The sequence below is a fragment of the Rheinheimera faecalis genome (genome assembly GCF_021290965.1).
GTDB lineage: Bacteria > Pseudomonadota > Gammaproteobacteria > Enterobacterales > Alteromonadaceae > Pararheinheimera > Pararheinheimera faecalis.
The window spans coordinates 407,859-422,830 of the sequence record NZ_JAJOYT010000004.1; the positions used below are offsets into that span (position 1 = coordinate 407,859).

At 46.8% G+C, this 14,972-nt stretch carries 17 protein-coding genes; 14 read left to right on the forward strand and 3 right to left on the reverse strand.

Annotated features, from left to right (window positions below; translation table 11 throughout):
- Window positions 1-3 precede the first annotated feature (3 nt).
- The 4 genes from rluB (at window position 4) to LSG34_RS10110 (ending at window position 2,485) form a co-directional block, all read left to right on the forward strand.
- Window positions 4-945 carry a 23S rRNA pseudouridine(2605) synthase RluB gene (rluB, locus tag LSG34_RS10095; RefSeq protein ID WP_233008963.1) on the forward strand — a complete coding sequence of 314 codons (942 nt, stop codon included), beginning with the start codon at window positions 4-6 and terminating at the stop codon, window positions 943-945.
- Window positions 946-1,130: 185 nt separating this feature from the next.
- Window positions 1,131-1,325 (forward strand): hypothetical protein, encoded by a 195-nt coding sequence (locus LSG34_RS10100; protein WP_053424663.1) that lies wholly within the window; start codon window positions 1,131-1,133, stop codon window positions 1,323-1,325.
- Window positions 1,326-1,493: 168 nt separating this feature from the next.
- Window positions 1,494-2,186, forward strand: a complete 693-nt coding sequence (locus LSG34_RS10105) for an aspartate/glutamate racemase family protein (RefSeq protein WP_233008964.1) — start codon at window positions 1,494-1,496, stop codon at window positions 2,184-2,186.
- Between the two features lie 11 nt (window positions 2,187-2,197).
- The gene (locus tag LSG34_RS10110; RefSeq protein ID WP_233008965.1) at window positions 2,198-2,485 is read left to right on the forward strand and encodes a hypothetical protein; all 288 of its coding nucleotides are present in this window, start codon (window positions 2,198-2,200) and stop codon (window positions 2,483-2,485) included.
- Between the two features lie 6 nt (window positions 2,486-2,491).
- Here the strand turns inward: LSG34_RS10110 and LSG34_RS10115 are convergent, their stop codons facing one another.
- Entirely contained in the window at window positions 2,492-2,821 is a 330-nt protein-coding gene (locus LSG34_RS10115) for an EscU/YscU/HrcU family type III secretion system export apparatus switch protein (RefSeq protein ID WP_233008966.1), read from the reverse strand.
- 9 nt (window positions 2,822-2,830) lie between these two features.
- Entirely contained in the window at window positions 2,831-4,762 is a 1,932-nt protein-coding gene (locus LSG34_RS10120; protein WP_233008967.1) for a flagellar hook-length control protein FliK, read from the reverse strand.
- 172 nt (window positions 4,763-4,934) lie between these two features.
- On the opposite strand from LSG34_RS10120, the gene ccmA reads away from it, so the two are divergent.
- The 10 genes from ccmA (at window position 4,935) to LSG34_RS10170 (ending at window position 13,671) form a co-directional block, all read left to right on the forward strand.
- Window positions 4,935-5,561 (forward strand): cytochrome c biogenesis heme-transporting ATPase CcmA, encoded by a 627-nt coding sequence (ccmA, locus tag LSG34_RS10125; RefSeq protein WP_233008968.1) that lies wholly within the window; start codon window positions 4,935-4,937, stop codon window positions 5,559-5,561.
- Window positions 5,555-6,220 carry a heme exporter protein CcmB gene (gene ccmB / locus LSG34_RS10130; RefSeq protein ID WP_233008969.1) on the forward strand — a complete coding sequence of 222 codons (666 nt, stop codon included), beginning with the start codon at window positions 5,555-5,557 and terminating at the stop codon, window positions 6,218-6,220. Before ccmA ends, ccmB begins: the two co-directional genes overlap by 7 nt.
- A gap of 1 nt (window position 6,221) precedes the next feature.
- Window positions 6,222-6,986 (forward strand): heme ABC transporter permease, encoded by a 765-nt coding sequence (locus LSG34_RS10135; protein WP_233008970.1) that lies wholly within the window; start codon window positions 6,222-6,224, stop codon window positions 6,984-6,986.
- Complete coding sequence (gene ccmD, locus LSG34_RS10140; protein ID WP_233008971.1) at window positions 6,986-7,186, forward strand: heme exporter protein CcmD; 201 nt, start codon at window positions 6,986-6,988, stop codon at window positions 7,184-7,186. The genes LSG34_RS10135 and ccmD overlap by 1 nt, the downstream gene beginning before the upstream one ends.
- The gene (gene ccmE / locus LSG34_RS10145) at window positions 7,187-7,759 is read left to right on the forward strand and encodes a cytochrome c maturation protein CcmE (protein WP_233008972.1); all 573 of its coding nucleotides are present in this window, start codon (window positions 7,187-7,189) and stop codon (window positions 7,757-7,759) included.
- On the forward strand, window positions 7,756-9,735 hold the full coding sequence (locus LSG34_RS10150) for a heme lyase CcmF/NrfE family subunit (protein ID WP_233008973.1): 1,980 nt from the start codon (window positions 7,756-7,758) through the stop codon (window positions 9,733-9,735). Before ccmE ends, LSG34_RS10150 begins: the two co-directional genes overlap by 4 nt.
- Window positions 9,728-10,297 (forward strand): DsbE family thiol:disulfide interchange protein, encoded by a 570-nt coding sequence (locus LSG34_RS10155; protein WP_233008974.1) that lies wholly within the window; start codon window positions 9,728-9,730, stop codon window positions 10,295-10,297. The genes LSG34_RS10150 and LSG34_RS10155 overlap by 8 nt, the downstream gene beginning before the upstream one ends.
- Before the next feature lie 3 nt (window positions 10,298-10,300).
- A complete protein-coding gene (locus LSG34_RS10160; RefSeq protein WP_233008975.1) occupies window positions 10,301-10,783 on the forward strand; it encodes a cytochrome c-type biogenesis protein in 483 nt (160 codons plus the stop codon).
- Window positions 10,783-12,009, forward strand: a complete 1,227-nt coding sequence (gene ccmI / locus LSG34_RS10165; RefSeq protein WP_233008976.1) for a c-type cytochrome biogenesis protein CcmI — start codon at window positions 10,783-10,785, stop codon at window positions 12,007-12,009. The genes LSG34_RS10160 and ccmI overlap by 1 nt, the downstream gene beginning before the upstream one ends.
- Before the next feature lie 243 nt (window positions 12,010-12,252).
- Window positions 12,253-13,671 (forward strand): peptide MFS transporter, encoded by a 1,419-nt coding sequence (locus tag LSG34_RS10170; RefSeq protein WP_233008977.1) that lies wholly within the window; start codon window positions 12,253-12,255, stop codon window positions 13,669-13,671.
- Between the two features lie 95 nt (window positions 13,672-13,766).
- On the opposite strand, the gene LSG34_RS10175 is transcribed toward LSG34_RS10170, so the two are convergent.
- Window positions 13,767-14,972, reverse strand: a 1,206-nt coding sequence (locus LSG34_RS10175; protein WP_233008978.1) for a TIR domain-containing protein, incomplete at its 5' end; no start/stop codon positions are given.

The following is a 14,972-nucleotide window of genomic DNA, read 5'->3' on the forward strand; positions in this document are numbered from 1 at the left end:
ATCATGAGTGAAAAACTACAGAAAGTGCTGGCGCGATCCGGTGTTGGATCCCGCCGCGAGATGGAAGAATACATCAGTGCTGGACGTGTGACTGTGGATGGCAAAGTGGCGACATTAGGCGACCGCATCAATGCAAATCAACAAGTGCGGGTCGACGGCCATCCGGTCAAAATTGCAGCTGAAGCTGAACAGGTATGCCGTGTTATTGCCTACCACAAACCTGAGGGCGAAATTTGTTCGCGTATCGATCCTGAAGGTCGTCCTACTGTATTTGACCGCCTGCCAAAAATTAAAGACTCACGCTGGATTGCCATTGGCCGTTTAGACATCAATACCAGCGGTTTATTGCTGTTCACCACAGATGGTGAAATGGCCAACCGTTTAATGCATCCAAAGTTTGAAGTAGAACGTGAATATGCAGTGCGTGTATTTGGTGATGTCAACGATGCAATGATCCAGAAACTGCGCACAGGCGTGGAGCTGGAAGATGGTAAAGCCAACTTCAAAAAAGTAAAAGCTATGGGCGGCGAAGGTATTAACCGCTGGTTCCATGTGGTTTTGACTGAAGGCCGTAACCGTGAAGTTCGCCGTATGTGGGAATCGCAGGGTGCTGTGGTGAGTCGCTTAATTCGTATTCGTTACGGTGATTTGTTATTGCCTAAACATTTACCAGCAGGTGGTTATGCCGAATATCCACTGGAAGATGTGAACTACTTACGTAAGCTGGTGCATTTATCGGCTGAAACTGAAAGCTTAATGAAACCGGAAGACCGTGATGAGCGTCGTCGTCGTATGGCAGGCATTAAGCGTGCAGTGCGTAAACATCAGATTATGGTGCAGTCGGGCGTGAAACCTGAAGTGGTGAAAGCAGAAAAAGCAGCGGCAGCTGAAAAAGCCAAAGCGAAAAAGCCTAAACAAACTCAGAAAAAACGTACCCGTATCTAACTCTTAAAATGGGGTCAGATCACATTGTTAACTGTTAACAATGTGATCTGACCCCATTTTTTATAAACTAAATTTCACCTTATTTCATTCAGTTAGCATTAATTTATCTGGTCGGACATCAAAATGACATCTTTGGGCGTCTAACTAAATACCTGCGTTAAATTTGAAGCCTGAGGAGAAGTGCAATGAATGTATTAGAGCTGAAATTAGGCATGGTTTGCCAAACCAAAAAAGGCATAGGTGTAGTGAGTTGGATTGATGCACAGGACAGAGCTGTGTATTTGTCTGACTTGGACAACAAAGATCAGCATATAGCCGTCTCTTTTGATGATCTGCAGGACGAACCACAGCTGCATCAAAAAGCGGATATTTATTACTGATAACTCGTGACTACCTTCTCTAAAAAGCCCGCCTGAATATGCCGCGGGCTTTTTTTATAGAATTTTCTGCTTGGCTATTTTTACTTCGATTCTGATTTGCCTGAGCTGCTATACAGTTCCTGCCTGAATTGATACTGTAGTTTGCATCAATACTTCAGAGACAAACCAATGAAAACCATAGGGTTATTAGGCGGAATGAGCTGGGAGTCGACTATTCCTTATTACCGTCAAATTAATCAGCGCATCAAACAGCAGTTAGGTGGCTTGCACAGCGGCAAAATCATTTTATACAGTGTGGATTTTGCACAAATTGAAGAATTGCAGCGCAGCGGTGACTGGGACAAAGCCGGTCAGTTGTTAGCTGATGCCGCGCTCAAGTTACAGACAGCTGGTGCTGATTGCATCGTGCTTTGTACCAATACCATGCATAAGGTTGCCGCTGTTATTGAAACTGCCGTAACTATTCCACTGTTGCATATTGCTGATGCAACGGCCGAAGCTATACAGGCAGCTGGTCTTCATAAAGTCGCTTTATTAGGCACCCGTTTTACCATGGAGCAGGATTTTTACAAAAAGCGCCTGACGGAGTCTTATGGTTTAGAAGTGCTGGTGCCGGACGAAGAGGGCAGGACTCTGGTGCATCAGGTGATTTATCAGGAGCTGTGTTTGGGTGTGGTGAATCCAAATTCACGGCTGCAGTATCAACAGATCATGGCTGATTTGGTGACACAAGGCGCAGAAGCTATTATTTTAGGCTGCACTGAAATAGGTTTATTGGTAAGCGCAGAGGATAGCTCTGTGCCGTTATTTGATACCACGGCTTTGCATGCGCAAAAGGCGGCGGACTTTGCCTTGGAATAGGAAGATTGATTATGTTGTATTTATACCTCGAAGTAGATTTATCGGACGATGATGCCGACTTAGACGAAGTAGCGCGGGACTGTGGTCATACGCTGAGTCACCCGCAGCTTTCAGACTGGGATTTATTAGGTGTAACCAACTGGCATGGTCATGCCTGTCTGGAGTTTCAGCTGCAGATGAAAGAGGCCATTGAAGATGCTGAGTTACATCAGTTGATAAGCGGTATTCAGGTGCAGATTTCGCATCCGGCCGTATCATCCAGCCGCACTATGCTGGTGAGCAGTGTTAAAGAGAGCTAAGCAGTGTTAGCTTTTTAAATCGATACGCTGATGAATATTGTGCCACTCGTCCGGGAATTTACCTTGTAGCACATACGAAAATGCGATGAGCTCGGCGATAATGATATAGAGCTCTTTTGGGATATCACTACCCAGTTCAATACGTTGCAGAACCTTCACCAGTTCCTGGTCCTCATGCACCAAGACTCCATGTTCTTTGGCTGTGGCAATAATATCCTGCGCCAGTTCGCCATGACCTTTAGCGACTATTTGTGGTGCATTTTTGCCATCGTAGGCCAATGCTACAGCGCTGGCGTCTATGTCTATAGCATCGGGGTTTTTAGTCACTTCTTTCATTTGTATCCTTTAGACCCGAATGGCCAGCAAGCTGGTGGTTTTAGGCATTAAACTGTCCGGAATTTTACCCAACTGACAATGGGCTTCTTTAACATCAATGCCTTGGGCTTTGCATCTGTCTTTTAATAGCGGCAGGTATTTTTCTGCCAGTAGTTTCAGCATGCTGGTGTCGGTATATAACTGCAACGACAAGGACGTGCCGGATAACTTGCTGATGGCCAATAATTGTCCCAGCTGTTTTAAATCAAACTTCATCGACAACTGCCAGGCGACAGATTTACCTTTGCCTTTTTCCTGTTCTTCTTCCTGCTGGGTAATGGAGATCTGGCAAAAATCCGAAACCTGCTGGTTTTGAATGGGTAAGGTTAAGAAGATCTGTTGCAACGGGTCTTTGCTTTGCTGCTCCAGCGTAGATAACTGCGCATGTTGCATCGACGAGCTTTGGCTGGATAGTTGTTTCAATAACTGGCTGCTTTGAGTTTGATCAAGCTGAGCAACAAATTCTTTCAGCTTATGATCTTTATTTGGCCCCCTGTCATTTTGCGTCAGGGTCTGGCCTAAACGTCCTAATAACAACTGAATAGCGACCGCCAAAGTACCGGCTGCGGTTTGCGGCATAGTGACGTTTTGCAGCGGATTAAACTGCAATAATGCCTGCAACTGAGCCGGTAGTTGTGCCAGATTAGTTAGTTTGCTGGCATCAGGTTGGCTTTGACGCACTAACTGCAAAATAGCTTTGACCGCTTCTGGTAATTCAGGCATTTCGGCCAGACTTTCCCACTCTGGATTTAGCATAGGCAATAACTGGCGCCAGGCCTGATTAAGCACCGCCGGTTCAATTTGCGGTTTTATAAATTTAGTCGCTTCAACCGTGCCTGACACAGCCTGGCTTGGTTCTGTTTTAGAACTTTGCAGCTGAAACACTTTAGGTTGCGCTTCAATCACTATGGTTTTTTGTTCTGGTATAGCTTTGAGCTGTAACTGGCCTTGAGGGCTGAGCTGCAACTGATACTGCGGGTCTGCCAGTTGCTGTTTGGTGGCGGCCGGCAAAGGCAGTTGTTTTAAATCATTTAAACTCAGCACTGTGCCTGATACTGCATTGGTCAGTTGGGGTAATACCAAAGGCAAAATGCGTTGCTGCACTGGCGCAGATAATGGAATGATAGTTTGAGGCTGCGCAGAAGCTGCAGCTGGTGTTTTTATCTGAGTGGGCGTCTGCCCAGGTTGCGGCTGATTTTTTACGTTGTTTGGTGTTGATCCACTTTTTAGCGGCACTGTCAGCAACTCTGACGCAGCTTTTGTATCCACAACATTCGGCAGCAAGGCCGCTTTTGGCAAAACCAGGCTAAGTTGCCCGGCTTTTAATTGCAGCTTTGCGTCCAGCCATTGGCTGGCCGGCAAGTTTTGCAAAGCCGCAGGTAAGGGCAACTGCACTTTATTTTGCCCTAACTGCAAAATCAGTTGTTGATCCTGGCGCTGAATTTGCACTTGCACCTGTACGACTTTTGCCAGATTCGTGCTTGCTTGTGTTTGCAGCTGGGCCGTTAATTGAGTGCTCAGTTGAGTACTGAGTTGAGTGCTGGGTTGGGAGCCAGGCTGAGTTGAAATTTGCGCACTGAGTTGTGTCACTAATTGTTGTAACTGCGGTTGAGTCAGCTGCACTGGCATGGGCTGAGGGCCATTCTGACTGAGTTTTAGCTGCAATTGCCCGGATAATGCCTGAGTTAATTGCACCATTAATTGGCCCTGCAAGGCCGGTAAGTTCAGTTTGGCGTCCTGAATAAGTACCATACCAGCAGCAGTCTGCAGCTTTAATTGGCCCAAACCATCTTTACCAATATTCAACAGCGCCTGATAGTTGTGTTCTTCCACCAGCACAGCAGCGGGCACAGACCCTTTGGTTTGGGCACTTAACGCGCTATCTACAGTAATCTGGTTCACTTATTTTTACGTCCATTGCTAGCATCGGAGATAACGACATTGATATATCGGCAGTGGTGGCTTTGATCTGAAACATTAATTTCTACAAAGCCCACTGTTTCAAGGTTATAGCGCATTCGTATTCTATTGCCAATATGCTAAGATGCCGCGACTTTTTTTGGGAGTTTGCCCTTTGTCGATAATTTTGGCCGCCGAAGCATTAAGCTGTGTCCGCCAGGACAGAGTGTTATTTGAAAACTTAAACTTTCAGTTAAGTGCAGGGCAAGTGCTTTATATACAAGGAAAAAACGGTGCCGGTAAAAGTTCGCTGTTGCGACTGCTGGCGGGTTTAACTTTGCCTGAAGACGGTCAGATTTTATTCCATGGTAAACCTTTATCTACTCAGTCTGAGCTTTTTGCAGAACAACTGCTGTTTATCGGCCATCAGAGTGGCATCCATCCCCAACTAACAGCAATACAAAACTTAGCCTTCTGGTCAGCTTTATCTGAGCAAGCTATAGCAGAGCCTTACCAGTTACTGGGCTCTTTAGGTTTGGCTGGTCTGGAAGATATTCCTTGTTTTATGCTCTCTGCAGGCCAGCAGCGCCGCGTATCTTTAGCCCGTTTATGGTTCACAGATAAACCACTCTGGATATTGGATGAGCCTTTTACCTCGTTGGATCAGCAGCTTATTGCTAAACTTGAGTACCATTTTTTACAACATCTATCAAAGGGTGGCGTTATTGTACTAACCAGCCATCAGACTTTGTCTGCTTCTTATCCGGCACTTCAGGCTCTTGAACTGGAGTACAGATGGTGATGTGGCGAACTTTGGTCAAACGTGAATTACAGTTACTGGGGCGGCAAAAAGCCGACTGGCTCAATCCGCTGGTGTTCTTTTTATTGGTACTGAGCTTGTTTCCGCTGGGTATTGGTCCTGAACCCGGTATGCTAAAACAAATAGCGCCAGGTCTGGTTTGGATAGCTGCACTCTTAAGCGTGTTGTTGTCCGCTGAACGTTTGTTTAAAGATGATTACCGTTATGGTGTGATCGAGCAGTTGGTCGCAGGTCGACAGGGTTTATTTAGTTATGTGACCGCGAAAATTTGCTGTCACTGGCTATCGACAGGTGTGCCTTTAGTACTGGTTTCCCCGTTAATTGCGGTGTTATTGGGGCTGGACTGGCAAAGCTGGCAGGTTTTAGTGGTGACCTTATTGCTCGGTACGCCCGTATTAAGTTTGTTAAGTGTGCTTGGCGCAGCATTGACTATGGCCGCTGATAAAGGCGGTATATTGCAGGCGCTGATTATTTTACCTTTGTATATTCCACTGCTGATTTTTGCCAGTGGTGCTATGGAAGCCGCAGCCACAGCTTTGCCTTATGCAGGGCAGCTGGCTGTATTATTAGCCTTTTTATTATTTGCTTTAGCGCTGGTGCCTCTGGCCGTGCGTCAGGCACTTCGAATGAATGTGGGGTAGTATGTTCCGTTGGTTAGATCCTTACGCTAAACCTGAAACCTTGTACCACCTGTGTGGCCGCTTATTGCCTTATCTGATGGGGCTGGCCGTATTTACCTTAGTACTGGGAAATATCTGGGGCTTAGCCTTTAGCCCTTCGGATTACCAGCAAGGTGACAGCTACCGCATTATCTACATTCATGTGCCTTCCGCTATCTGGTCTATGGGCGCCTACAGCAGCATGGCAATTGCGGCATTTATAGGTTTAGTCTGGCAAATCCGCGTTGCACAGTGGGCCGTTTTAGCCATAGCTCCAATAGGTGCTGTTTATACAGTGATCGCATTATTTACAGGTGCAGCCTGGGGCAAGCCAATGTGGGGTACCTGGTGGGTGTGGGACGCGCGTTTAACCTCTGAGTTGGTGTTATTGTTTTTATATTTAGGTGTTATAGCTTTAGCCGGTGCTTTTTCCGAGGCAGCCCGTGGTATTAAAGTGGCTTCCTTGCTGGCGATAGTGGGGGTAGTGAATCTGCCAATTATTCACTACTCAGTCGAGTGGTGGAACACGCTGCATCAGGGCGCCACTATCACGAAGTTTGCTAAACCTTCGATTGACCCTTCGATGCTTTGGCCACTTTTGATCAGCATTTTAGGTTTTGCGCTTTTGTTAGCTGCTTTAACCTGCTTACGCTTACGTAGTCAGATCTTAATTTTTGAACAGCACAGACCCTGGGTCCGGCAGTTAGTTGACTCTATGGCTGCTTCAGGTCAGAAGGAGCAAAACTAATGGCTTTCACATCCTGGGCAGACTTTTGGGCTATGGGCGGTTACGCGCTTTTTGTCTGGTTATCATTTGGTACTACTTATACGTTATTGTTGGGTTTGTGGTGGTACAGCAAACGTCAGCATAAAGAGATACAACAACAAATCCGCGCCAAAGCAGCGCGGGAACAACGGGTGCGGCAACATCAGGAGAGTGAGAAGTAGATGAATCCGAGACGTCAAAAACGCTTAGTGGCCGTTCTGGCCTTTGTGTTGTTGTTAGGTGGTGCTATTGGCGCCATGTTGTATGCATTGCAGCAAAATATTGATTTGTTTTATACCCCAAGCCAGCTGATTGATGGCATGGGTGATGACAAAGTAAAACCTGAAATAGGCCAGCGTCTGCGAATTGGCGGTATGGTGGTCAAAGGTTCAGTGCGCCGCGACCCGAACTCACTAAAAGTCAGTTTCGATTTGGTCGATACAGGCCCACTGGTCACAGTGGAATACGAAGGCATATTGCCGGATTTATTCCGTGAAGGGCAGGGCATAGTAGCCCAAGGTGTGTTGGTCGATGCGAAGACCATACTGGCCTCTGAAGTGCTGGCAAAACACGACGAAGAATATATGCCTCCTGAAGTGGCTGAAGCGGTCAAAGGCATTAAACATGTAGCGCCGAAAGATTATCAGTCCTATGGGCAACCAAAAAGCGCACAGCCAGAGGTCGTAAAGCCTGAAACCACAACGCCAGAAACCAAAAAGCCTGAAGAGAACAAGCCAGCAGGTCAACAGCCATGATTGCAGAATATGGTCAACTGGCGCTGACCTTTGCGCTTTGTATTTCTTTGGCTTTGGCGATAGTGCCTTTGTATGGCAGTTTTAAAGGCCAACAAACCGCATTACAGCTTGGTAATCCGCTGGCTTATGCCTTGTTTTTACTGACAGCATTCTCGTTTTGGGCTTTGTCCTATGCCTTTTGGGCCAACGACTTTACCGTAGTTTATGTGGCAACCAACTCCAACTCTTTATTGCCTTGGTACTACCGTTTAACAGCGGTCTGGGGGGGGCATGAAGGTTCGATGTTATTGTGGTTATTAACCTTATCTGGCTGGATTGCGGCTGTGGCTCTGTTTTCCCGCAGTTTACCTCTGCAGTTTCAGGGCCGGATTTTAGGTGTAATGGGCTTAATAGCTGTAGGTTTTTATGCCTTTGTGCTTTTTATGTCTAACCCTTTTATGCGCAGTTTGCCGTATTTCCCTGTTGATGGCCGTGACTTAAATCCGCTGCTGCAAGATTTTGGCATGATCATTCACCCACCTATGTTGTATATGGGTTATGTCGGCTTTGCAGTGTCCTTTGCTTTTGCGATAGCGGCATTAATGGGCGGCAAGTTTGACAGCACCTGGGCACGCTGGGCCAGACCCTGGACTTTAGCTGCTTGGTTGTTTTTAACTCTCGGTATTATGCTCGGCAGCTGGTGGGCTTATAACGAACTGGGCTGGGGCGGTTGGTGGTTCTGGGATCCGGTCGAAAACGCTTCTTTTATGCCATGGCTGGTCGGAACAGCGCTCATCCACTCTTTAGCTGTGACTGAAAAACGCGGCACCTTCAAATCCTGGACAGTATTGTTGGCCATAGCTGCATTTTCGTTAAGTTTATTGGGCGCCTTTTTAGTGCGTTCCGGCGTTTTGGTGTCTGTGCATTCTTTTGCTGCCGATCCAGACCGTGGTTTGTATTTACTGGCGTTTTTACTGGTGGTTGTCGGTGGTTCTTTGCTGCTGTATGCGCTTCGGATGAACTCAGTACGCAGTCAGGCCCGTTATGAGTTGTTTTCCCGTGAAGTGCTGCTGTGGGGCAATAATATTTTCCTGTTAACAGCGACCTTGGTGGTGCTGTTGGGTACTTTATTCCCGCTGGTGCATAAAGAGCTGGGGTTAGGTTCTATCTCCATTGGCGAACCGTTTTTTAATCAGCTGTTTTATTATCTGGTGATCCCTTTTGCCTTGCTGCTGGGCTTAGGCCCCTGGGTGCGCTGGAAACAACAGCAAGTGAAACCTCTGTTAAAACCTATGAGTTTAATCGCCATAGCCACCTTAATTCTGGCATTGGGGACTTTGGCAACATTGCAAAGCATTCAGGCCAATTTAGCCTTACTTGGTTTGTTATTGGGCGCCTGGGTTGGCTCGTCCGCCATTTTTGAATTGTTGCAGCGACTGCAGCAGTTTGGCTCAGTCAAACAGGGGTTAACTAAACTTAATGCCAGCCATTTTGGTATGACGCTGGCACATATTGGTTTTGCCGTGCTGGTGATTGGTGTGGCTATGACCAAAACCTACAGCGTAGAAACTCAGGTCAGAATGAAAGCTGGTGAGCAGGTGGAACTGGCTGGTTATCAATTTAAGCTGGTGGAAGTTTATCCATTAGATGGGCCTAATTATAAAGGTGAAGCGGCAGAGTTGGATGTCAGTTACAAAGGCGACTACGTCACGCATTTGCACGCGGAAAAACGTTTTTACACAGTGCAACGTAGCGTAATGACAGAAGCTGCAGTGCATGCCCGTTTAAGCCGTGACTTGTATGTGGCGTTGGGTGAATCGCTGAATGATGACAGCTGGGCCTTAAGTTTGTATGTGAAGCCTTTTGTGCGCTGGATTTGGTTGGGCGGTTTACTGATGGCGTTGGGCGGTCTGATTGCACTCTGCGATAAACGCTACCGTCGTCGTGTGGGTGATCGAAAAGAGACCACTGAACTGAAGGAAACTGCAGATGCGTAAGTTGGCATTTTTTATCCCATTTGTGCTTTTTATTGCCTTGTCGGTATTTTTATTCAGCGGCTTATTTTCCAACCCCATGGAGCGCGAGTCTTCAGTCCTGAATCAACCATTACCAGCTTTTGCATTGCCAGATTTACAGCAACCTGAAAAAATCTGGACGCCAGACAGCGTCAAAGGCAAACCTTTTTTGCTCAATGTCTGGGGCACCTGGTGCGTGACCTGTAATGCAGAACTGGCTTATTTAACCGAACTGCGTGAGCAAGGTGTGATGATTGTCGGTTTGTATTATCAGCAGCCAGTAGACGCCGCTTTTGGTGAAGTTTTTAACCTTGCAGCATTGCAGCAGGAAGTGGCGCTGAAGCTGGAACAACAAGGCAATCCGTATCAGTGGAATATTCTGGATAAAGACCGCACGCTGATTTTTGATTTAGGGGTCACTGGTGCGCCTGAGACCTTTTTAATTGATGCTCAGGGTATTATTCGCTATCACCATATAGGCGATATTAATCCGCAGGTATGGCAACAAAAGCTGGCTGCTGCTTATCAGAGTCTGCAGGAGTAGGGCATGAAATACTTTTTCCTCAGCCTGCTGCTGATAACAGCCGCAGCACAAGCCAGTCAGGCTTTAGTCGAGTTTAAAAGCCCGGAGCAGCAAGCGCTGTTTAAAGAGCTGACTCACGAGCTGCGTTGCCCTAAATGCCAGAACCAGAATATTGCCGACTCCAACGCTGTAGTGGCCGTGGATATGCGGGCTAAAACTCTGGAGCTGGTGCAGCAGGGACAAAATAAAGAACAAGTGCTGGATTATATGAAAAGTCGCTACGGTGATTTTGTGCATTACCAGCCACCGCTGAATAAATTCACGTTGATTTTATGGTTGTTGCCAGCGCTGATGGTGTTTGGGCTTATTGTGTTGCTGGTGGTTCGCCGTAAGGCTGAACGCAACTTTGTTGCATCAGAGTCCAGTGATAAAACTCAGCCGCAACCAGAGCAACAATTGGAACAGCAACTTGATCAACTGATTGAGCAGTACAGGAGAAAAAGCTGATGCTGATGTCGTTAAGTTTTGCCTCAGCATTGATGCTGGTCCTTATTCTGGTATTGCTGCTGTTTTTTCGCCGCAAAGGTGAGGAAGTGCAGTTAAGCCCGGTGGTGCAGTTTGAAGATAAACTACGCTTGTTGTCTCAAGCCCGTGACAATGGTGAATTGGCAGAACAGGATTTTGTCCAGGCTGCAGCTGAATTAAAAACTCAGTACCTGCAATCGCAGCAAAGTCAGCAGACTGTAGCAAGCCCTGCAACAGCCTGGGTGTTGGGGACTAGCTTATTGGTTGTAGTGGGTACAGCAGCGCTTTATAGCCTGACAGGTCATTTTACAGCGCTGCAGAACTGGCAAACTGCGCAGCAGCAGTTACCTGCCTATGGTGAGCGGGCACTGTTAAATCAAGGCGAGCCGCTGACGGAAGAGGAAATTGAGCTTTTTGCTTTGGCTTTGCGTACCAAAATCAGTAAGGAAGGCGATGATGCTGTGGCCTGGTTTGTGATTGGCCGGATCTGGTTATCTAAAGGAATGCTGGATGATGCCATTGAAGCTTTTGAAAAAGCTTTGGCGTTAACCCCAAACCGCGTCAATGTGCTAATCAGTTACAGCCAGGCACTTTTGGTCGCCAGTGGCGATGAAAATCTGGCCAAAGCTGGCTTGAGTTTAGCCAAAGTGTTGCAACAGGATCCAGAGAACTCGGATGCTCTGTCTATGCTGGCGATGGTAGCCGAAGAGCGTGGTGATAAAGAGCAAGCTCAGCAGGCATGGCAGTTGTTATTGCCTAAGTTGGATAAAGCTGATCCCCGTTATGCATTGGTGCAACAAAAACTGGGGTTAGCCTCTGCACCAGAACAAGCCGCGACTTCAGAACAGACAAGCACCGCAGCTGTGTCTGGTCGTCAGGTGTCTGTGCAGTTAACCATCAACCCACAATTGGCAGAACACTACAAAACCGGTACTTTGTTTGTGTTTGCTAAAGCTGTGGATGGTCCGCCTTTGCCATTGGCGGTACAAAAGCTTGCTGTGTTTAACGGCACTCAAACTATAGAGTTAAGCGAAGCTCAGGCCATGCAGCCAGGCTGGACTTTAGCCAACGCAGAGCGTATTCAAATCAGTGCTCGTTTGTCTTTATCAGGGCAAGTGTTAAATGACGAAAATGGCCCACAAGTGCAGTCAGAAGTCCTGAGTTTTAATGAGCCGAAGCTCAGTCTGAGCCTCAGCTTACAGCCTTAACCCGCCCTGAAGCAGTACGGATAAAAACTGCAGAATCGTCGATTAAATAAGCAAAAGGTCATGCTCTGGCCTTTTGCTGCGGCGTTCTGCCCCTTTGCCTCTTTTCATTTGATGCCCAATAGGCTATAACACGGCAACTTTGAGAAGTCTGTCCGGTGTTTGGGCCTGCAATTTGCGGTCTGCATCTGTCAGTCAGTTACCTTCAACCATAATTAAAATAAACCCACAATCTAGGATCACGTTATGAATCAACCGCCAGCTTCGGGGACTTTATTCGGTCATCCGAAAGGACTCTTCCTGCTTTTTTCCACGGAAATGTGGGAGCGTTTTTCCTACTACGGGATGCGCGCTTTACTTATTCTTACCTTAGTTGCTGCTACTGAATCCACTAACCCTGGTTTTGGTCTGAGCAATGGCGATGCTTTGTTATTGTATGGCTACTACACAGGTCTGGTCTATGCCGCGACTTTGTTTGGTGGTTTGATTGCAGACAACCTGTTAGGCCAGCGTAAATCTATTATCCTGGGCGGCACTTTAATGGCCATAGGTCAGTTTACTTTGTTTGCTGCCACACCCCACAGCATGTCGCTGTTTTACGTAGGTTTAGGTTTTATTATTGCCGGTAACGGTTTATTTAAACCAAATATCTCTGCCATAGTGGGTGATTTGTATCCACAAGGCGACGCCCGTCGTGACGGTGGTTTTACCATTTTCTATATGGGTATTAACTTAGGTGCTTTTATTGCGCCTTTAGTCACTTCTTCTTTAGGTGAAAGCGATAGTTTCGGCTGGCGTTATGGTTATTTAGCCGCTGGTATTGGTATGGCTTTATCTGTTGTGATCCAGTTACTCTTTGCACAAAAGTACTTAGGTGATTTAGGTAAAGTGCCTGGTCGTATTTCGTCGCGTAGCGCTTCTGGTACTCCAACGCCGCTGACTAAAGTTGAATTCGACCGTCTGCGAGTGGTGTTATTCCTGTTTATCTTCGTGACTATGTTCTGGCTGGCCTTTGAACAAGCCGGTGGCTTAATGAGCTTGTTTGCTTCTGAACATACAGACCGTATGGTTGGCACTTTCGAAGTGCCAGCAGGCTGGTTCCAGTCGTTAAACCCGCTGTTTATTCTGATGTTTGCTCCGGTGTTTGCCTGGTTATGGGTAAAACTGAATGCGATGAATAAACAACCTGACGCCCCTATCAAAATTTTATTTGGTATGTTGTTAACCTCTATTGGTTTTATCTTCCTGATCGTCGGTGTATTTGAGATGCAGGTGAACCCTTCAGCCAAATCCAGCATGATGTGGTTAACCTTAGCTTTCTTATTCCATACGCTAGGTGAGCTGTGTATTTCTCCTGTGGGCTTGTCATTAATGACCAAGCTGGCTCCGGTGAAACTGGCTTCGCTGATCATGGGTGTCTGGTTCCTGATGCCTGCTGTTGCTCACTATCTGGCAGGTTTTGTTGGTGCTTATTCTGACACAGCCGGCGAAAACAGTGCTGTAGTTGAATTTGCCGCATCCTTTGGTGTTCAGGCCGCTCACGCTGGTTTACTGGTGGTGTTTGGTGGTATAGCTGTAGCGCTGGTGGTATTTGCTGCCGTGCTGTGGATGTTATCCGGTACTTTAGTACGCTGGATGCATGGTGCTGAGCGTATGCAAAGCTAAGCATTCATAATGCTTAAAAAGGCCAGCTGGATCAATCCGCTGGCCTTTTTATTGGAGTTAAACGGCTAGTTGCTAGCTCAGGCCGCTGATAACATTTAGTGCTTTTCTGCCCAGAGCGCAACTTTAGTTTTTACCAGTGTAACTGTAGCGTCGACCAGCAGTTCGGATTGGCGTTCGGTGATTAAATCACTAATCCATGCCAATGCGTTTACACAACAATTAACGACAGAGCGCATTTGTTCAAGCTCTAGTGCAGAACTGGCACCAGCGACTTCTGCACCTACCTCATTGACCAAATTGTTTAGCTCAGTGTGTTGTTCGTGCCAATATTTCGCAATTTTCAAGCGGTCAACAGGTCTATCGATACGAACATCCGACAGCAAGACGGGGATTATCCGATGGGTAAACTCAGGTTGTTGTCGTTGGATGGATTCATACAAAAACGCCAATTCCTTCATACAATGCAATGACTCAAATAGATACTTGTGACTAAGTACTACCAACACAAAATCCCCGCGGCCAATACTGCGTTCAAACTCAGCAATACTTGCTCCTATGTCAGTTGCCTCTTTATCTCGCTGTACGAGATATCCTTCAGTTTTAAGGGATTGATAAACTTCGTCACATACTTTTTGTCTTGGATCTTGTTCTGTACCCCAAGCATAGGAAAAATAGATCGCTGGTGTTTTGGGTGGTAGGGCTGCCGGGCCTATCGCAGAGAATGGCTTAGGGGAATCATGCTCTACTTTGTCATCAGTGTTTTTCACTGGCTGACCTTTAAGCCACTTCACCTCAGGTAACTGGCCCAAATGGCTGGATTGAGTAATGGATTCGACCAGATGCTGTGCCAGTGAGACACATTGCTGGCCAGCAAAACGCAATCTAATCACACCAGGCTGACTGTAGTTCTGCAGATGGTCTGCGTTAACTGGTTGCAACCGGCATTCAAACCAGACTTTAGTTTTGTGTTTTTGATCGTAAAAGCAGCAACCATAGCGCCAGTAGTAAGCGTGCTCTTTGGCAACCTCACCGATTTTACTCAGCAGATACCTCATAGTGGCATCGTGCAAAAAGCTATAACTGAGCTCAATCTCAATATCAGGCTCAGCATCATGCCAAGTTTGGATCGCTTGGTTGTTATCAAATTCCGGTAAGTTATCCGGTGCGATAAAGTGTGTTTGATTTAGCTTAAAGCAAGTGCCACATTGCTGCATCATCTCTAAAAACAGCGGTAAATCTGCACTATTCAGTTGTTGTTTTTCCAGCCAGCGCTCAAGCGTCGTAACATCAAACAGCCCTTT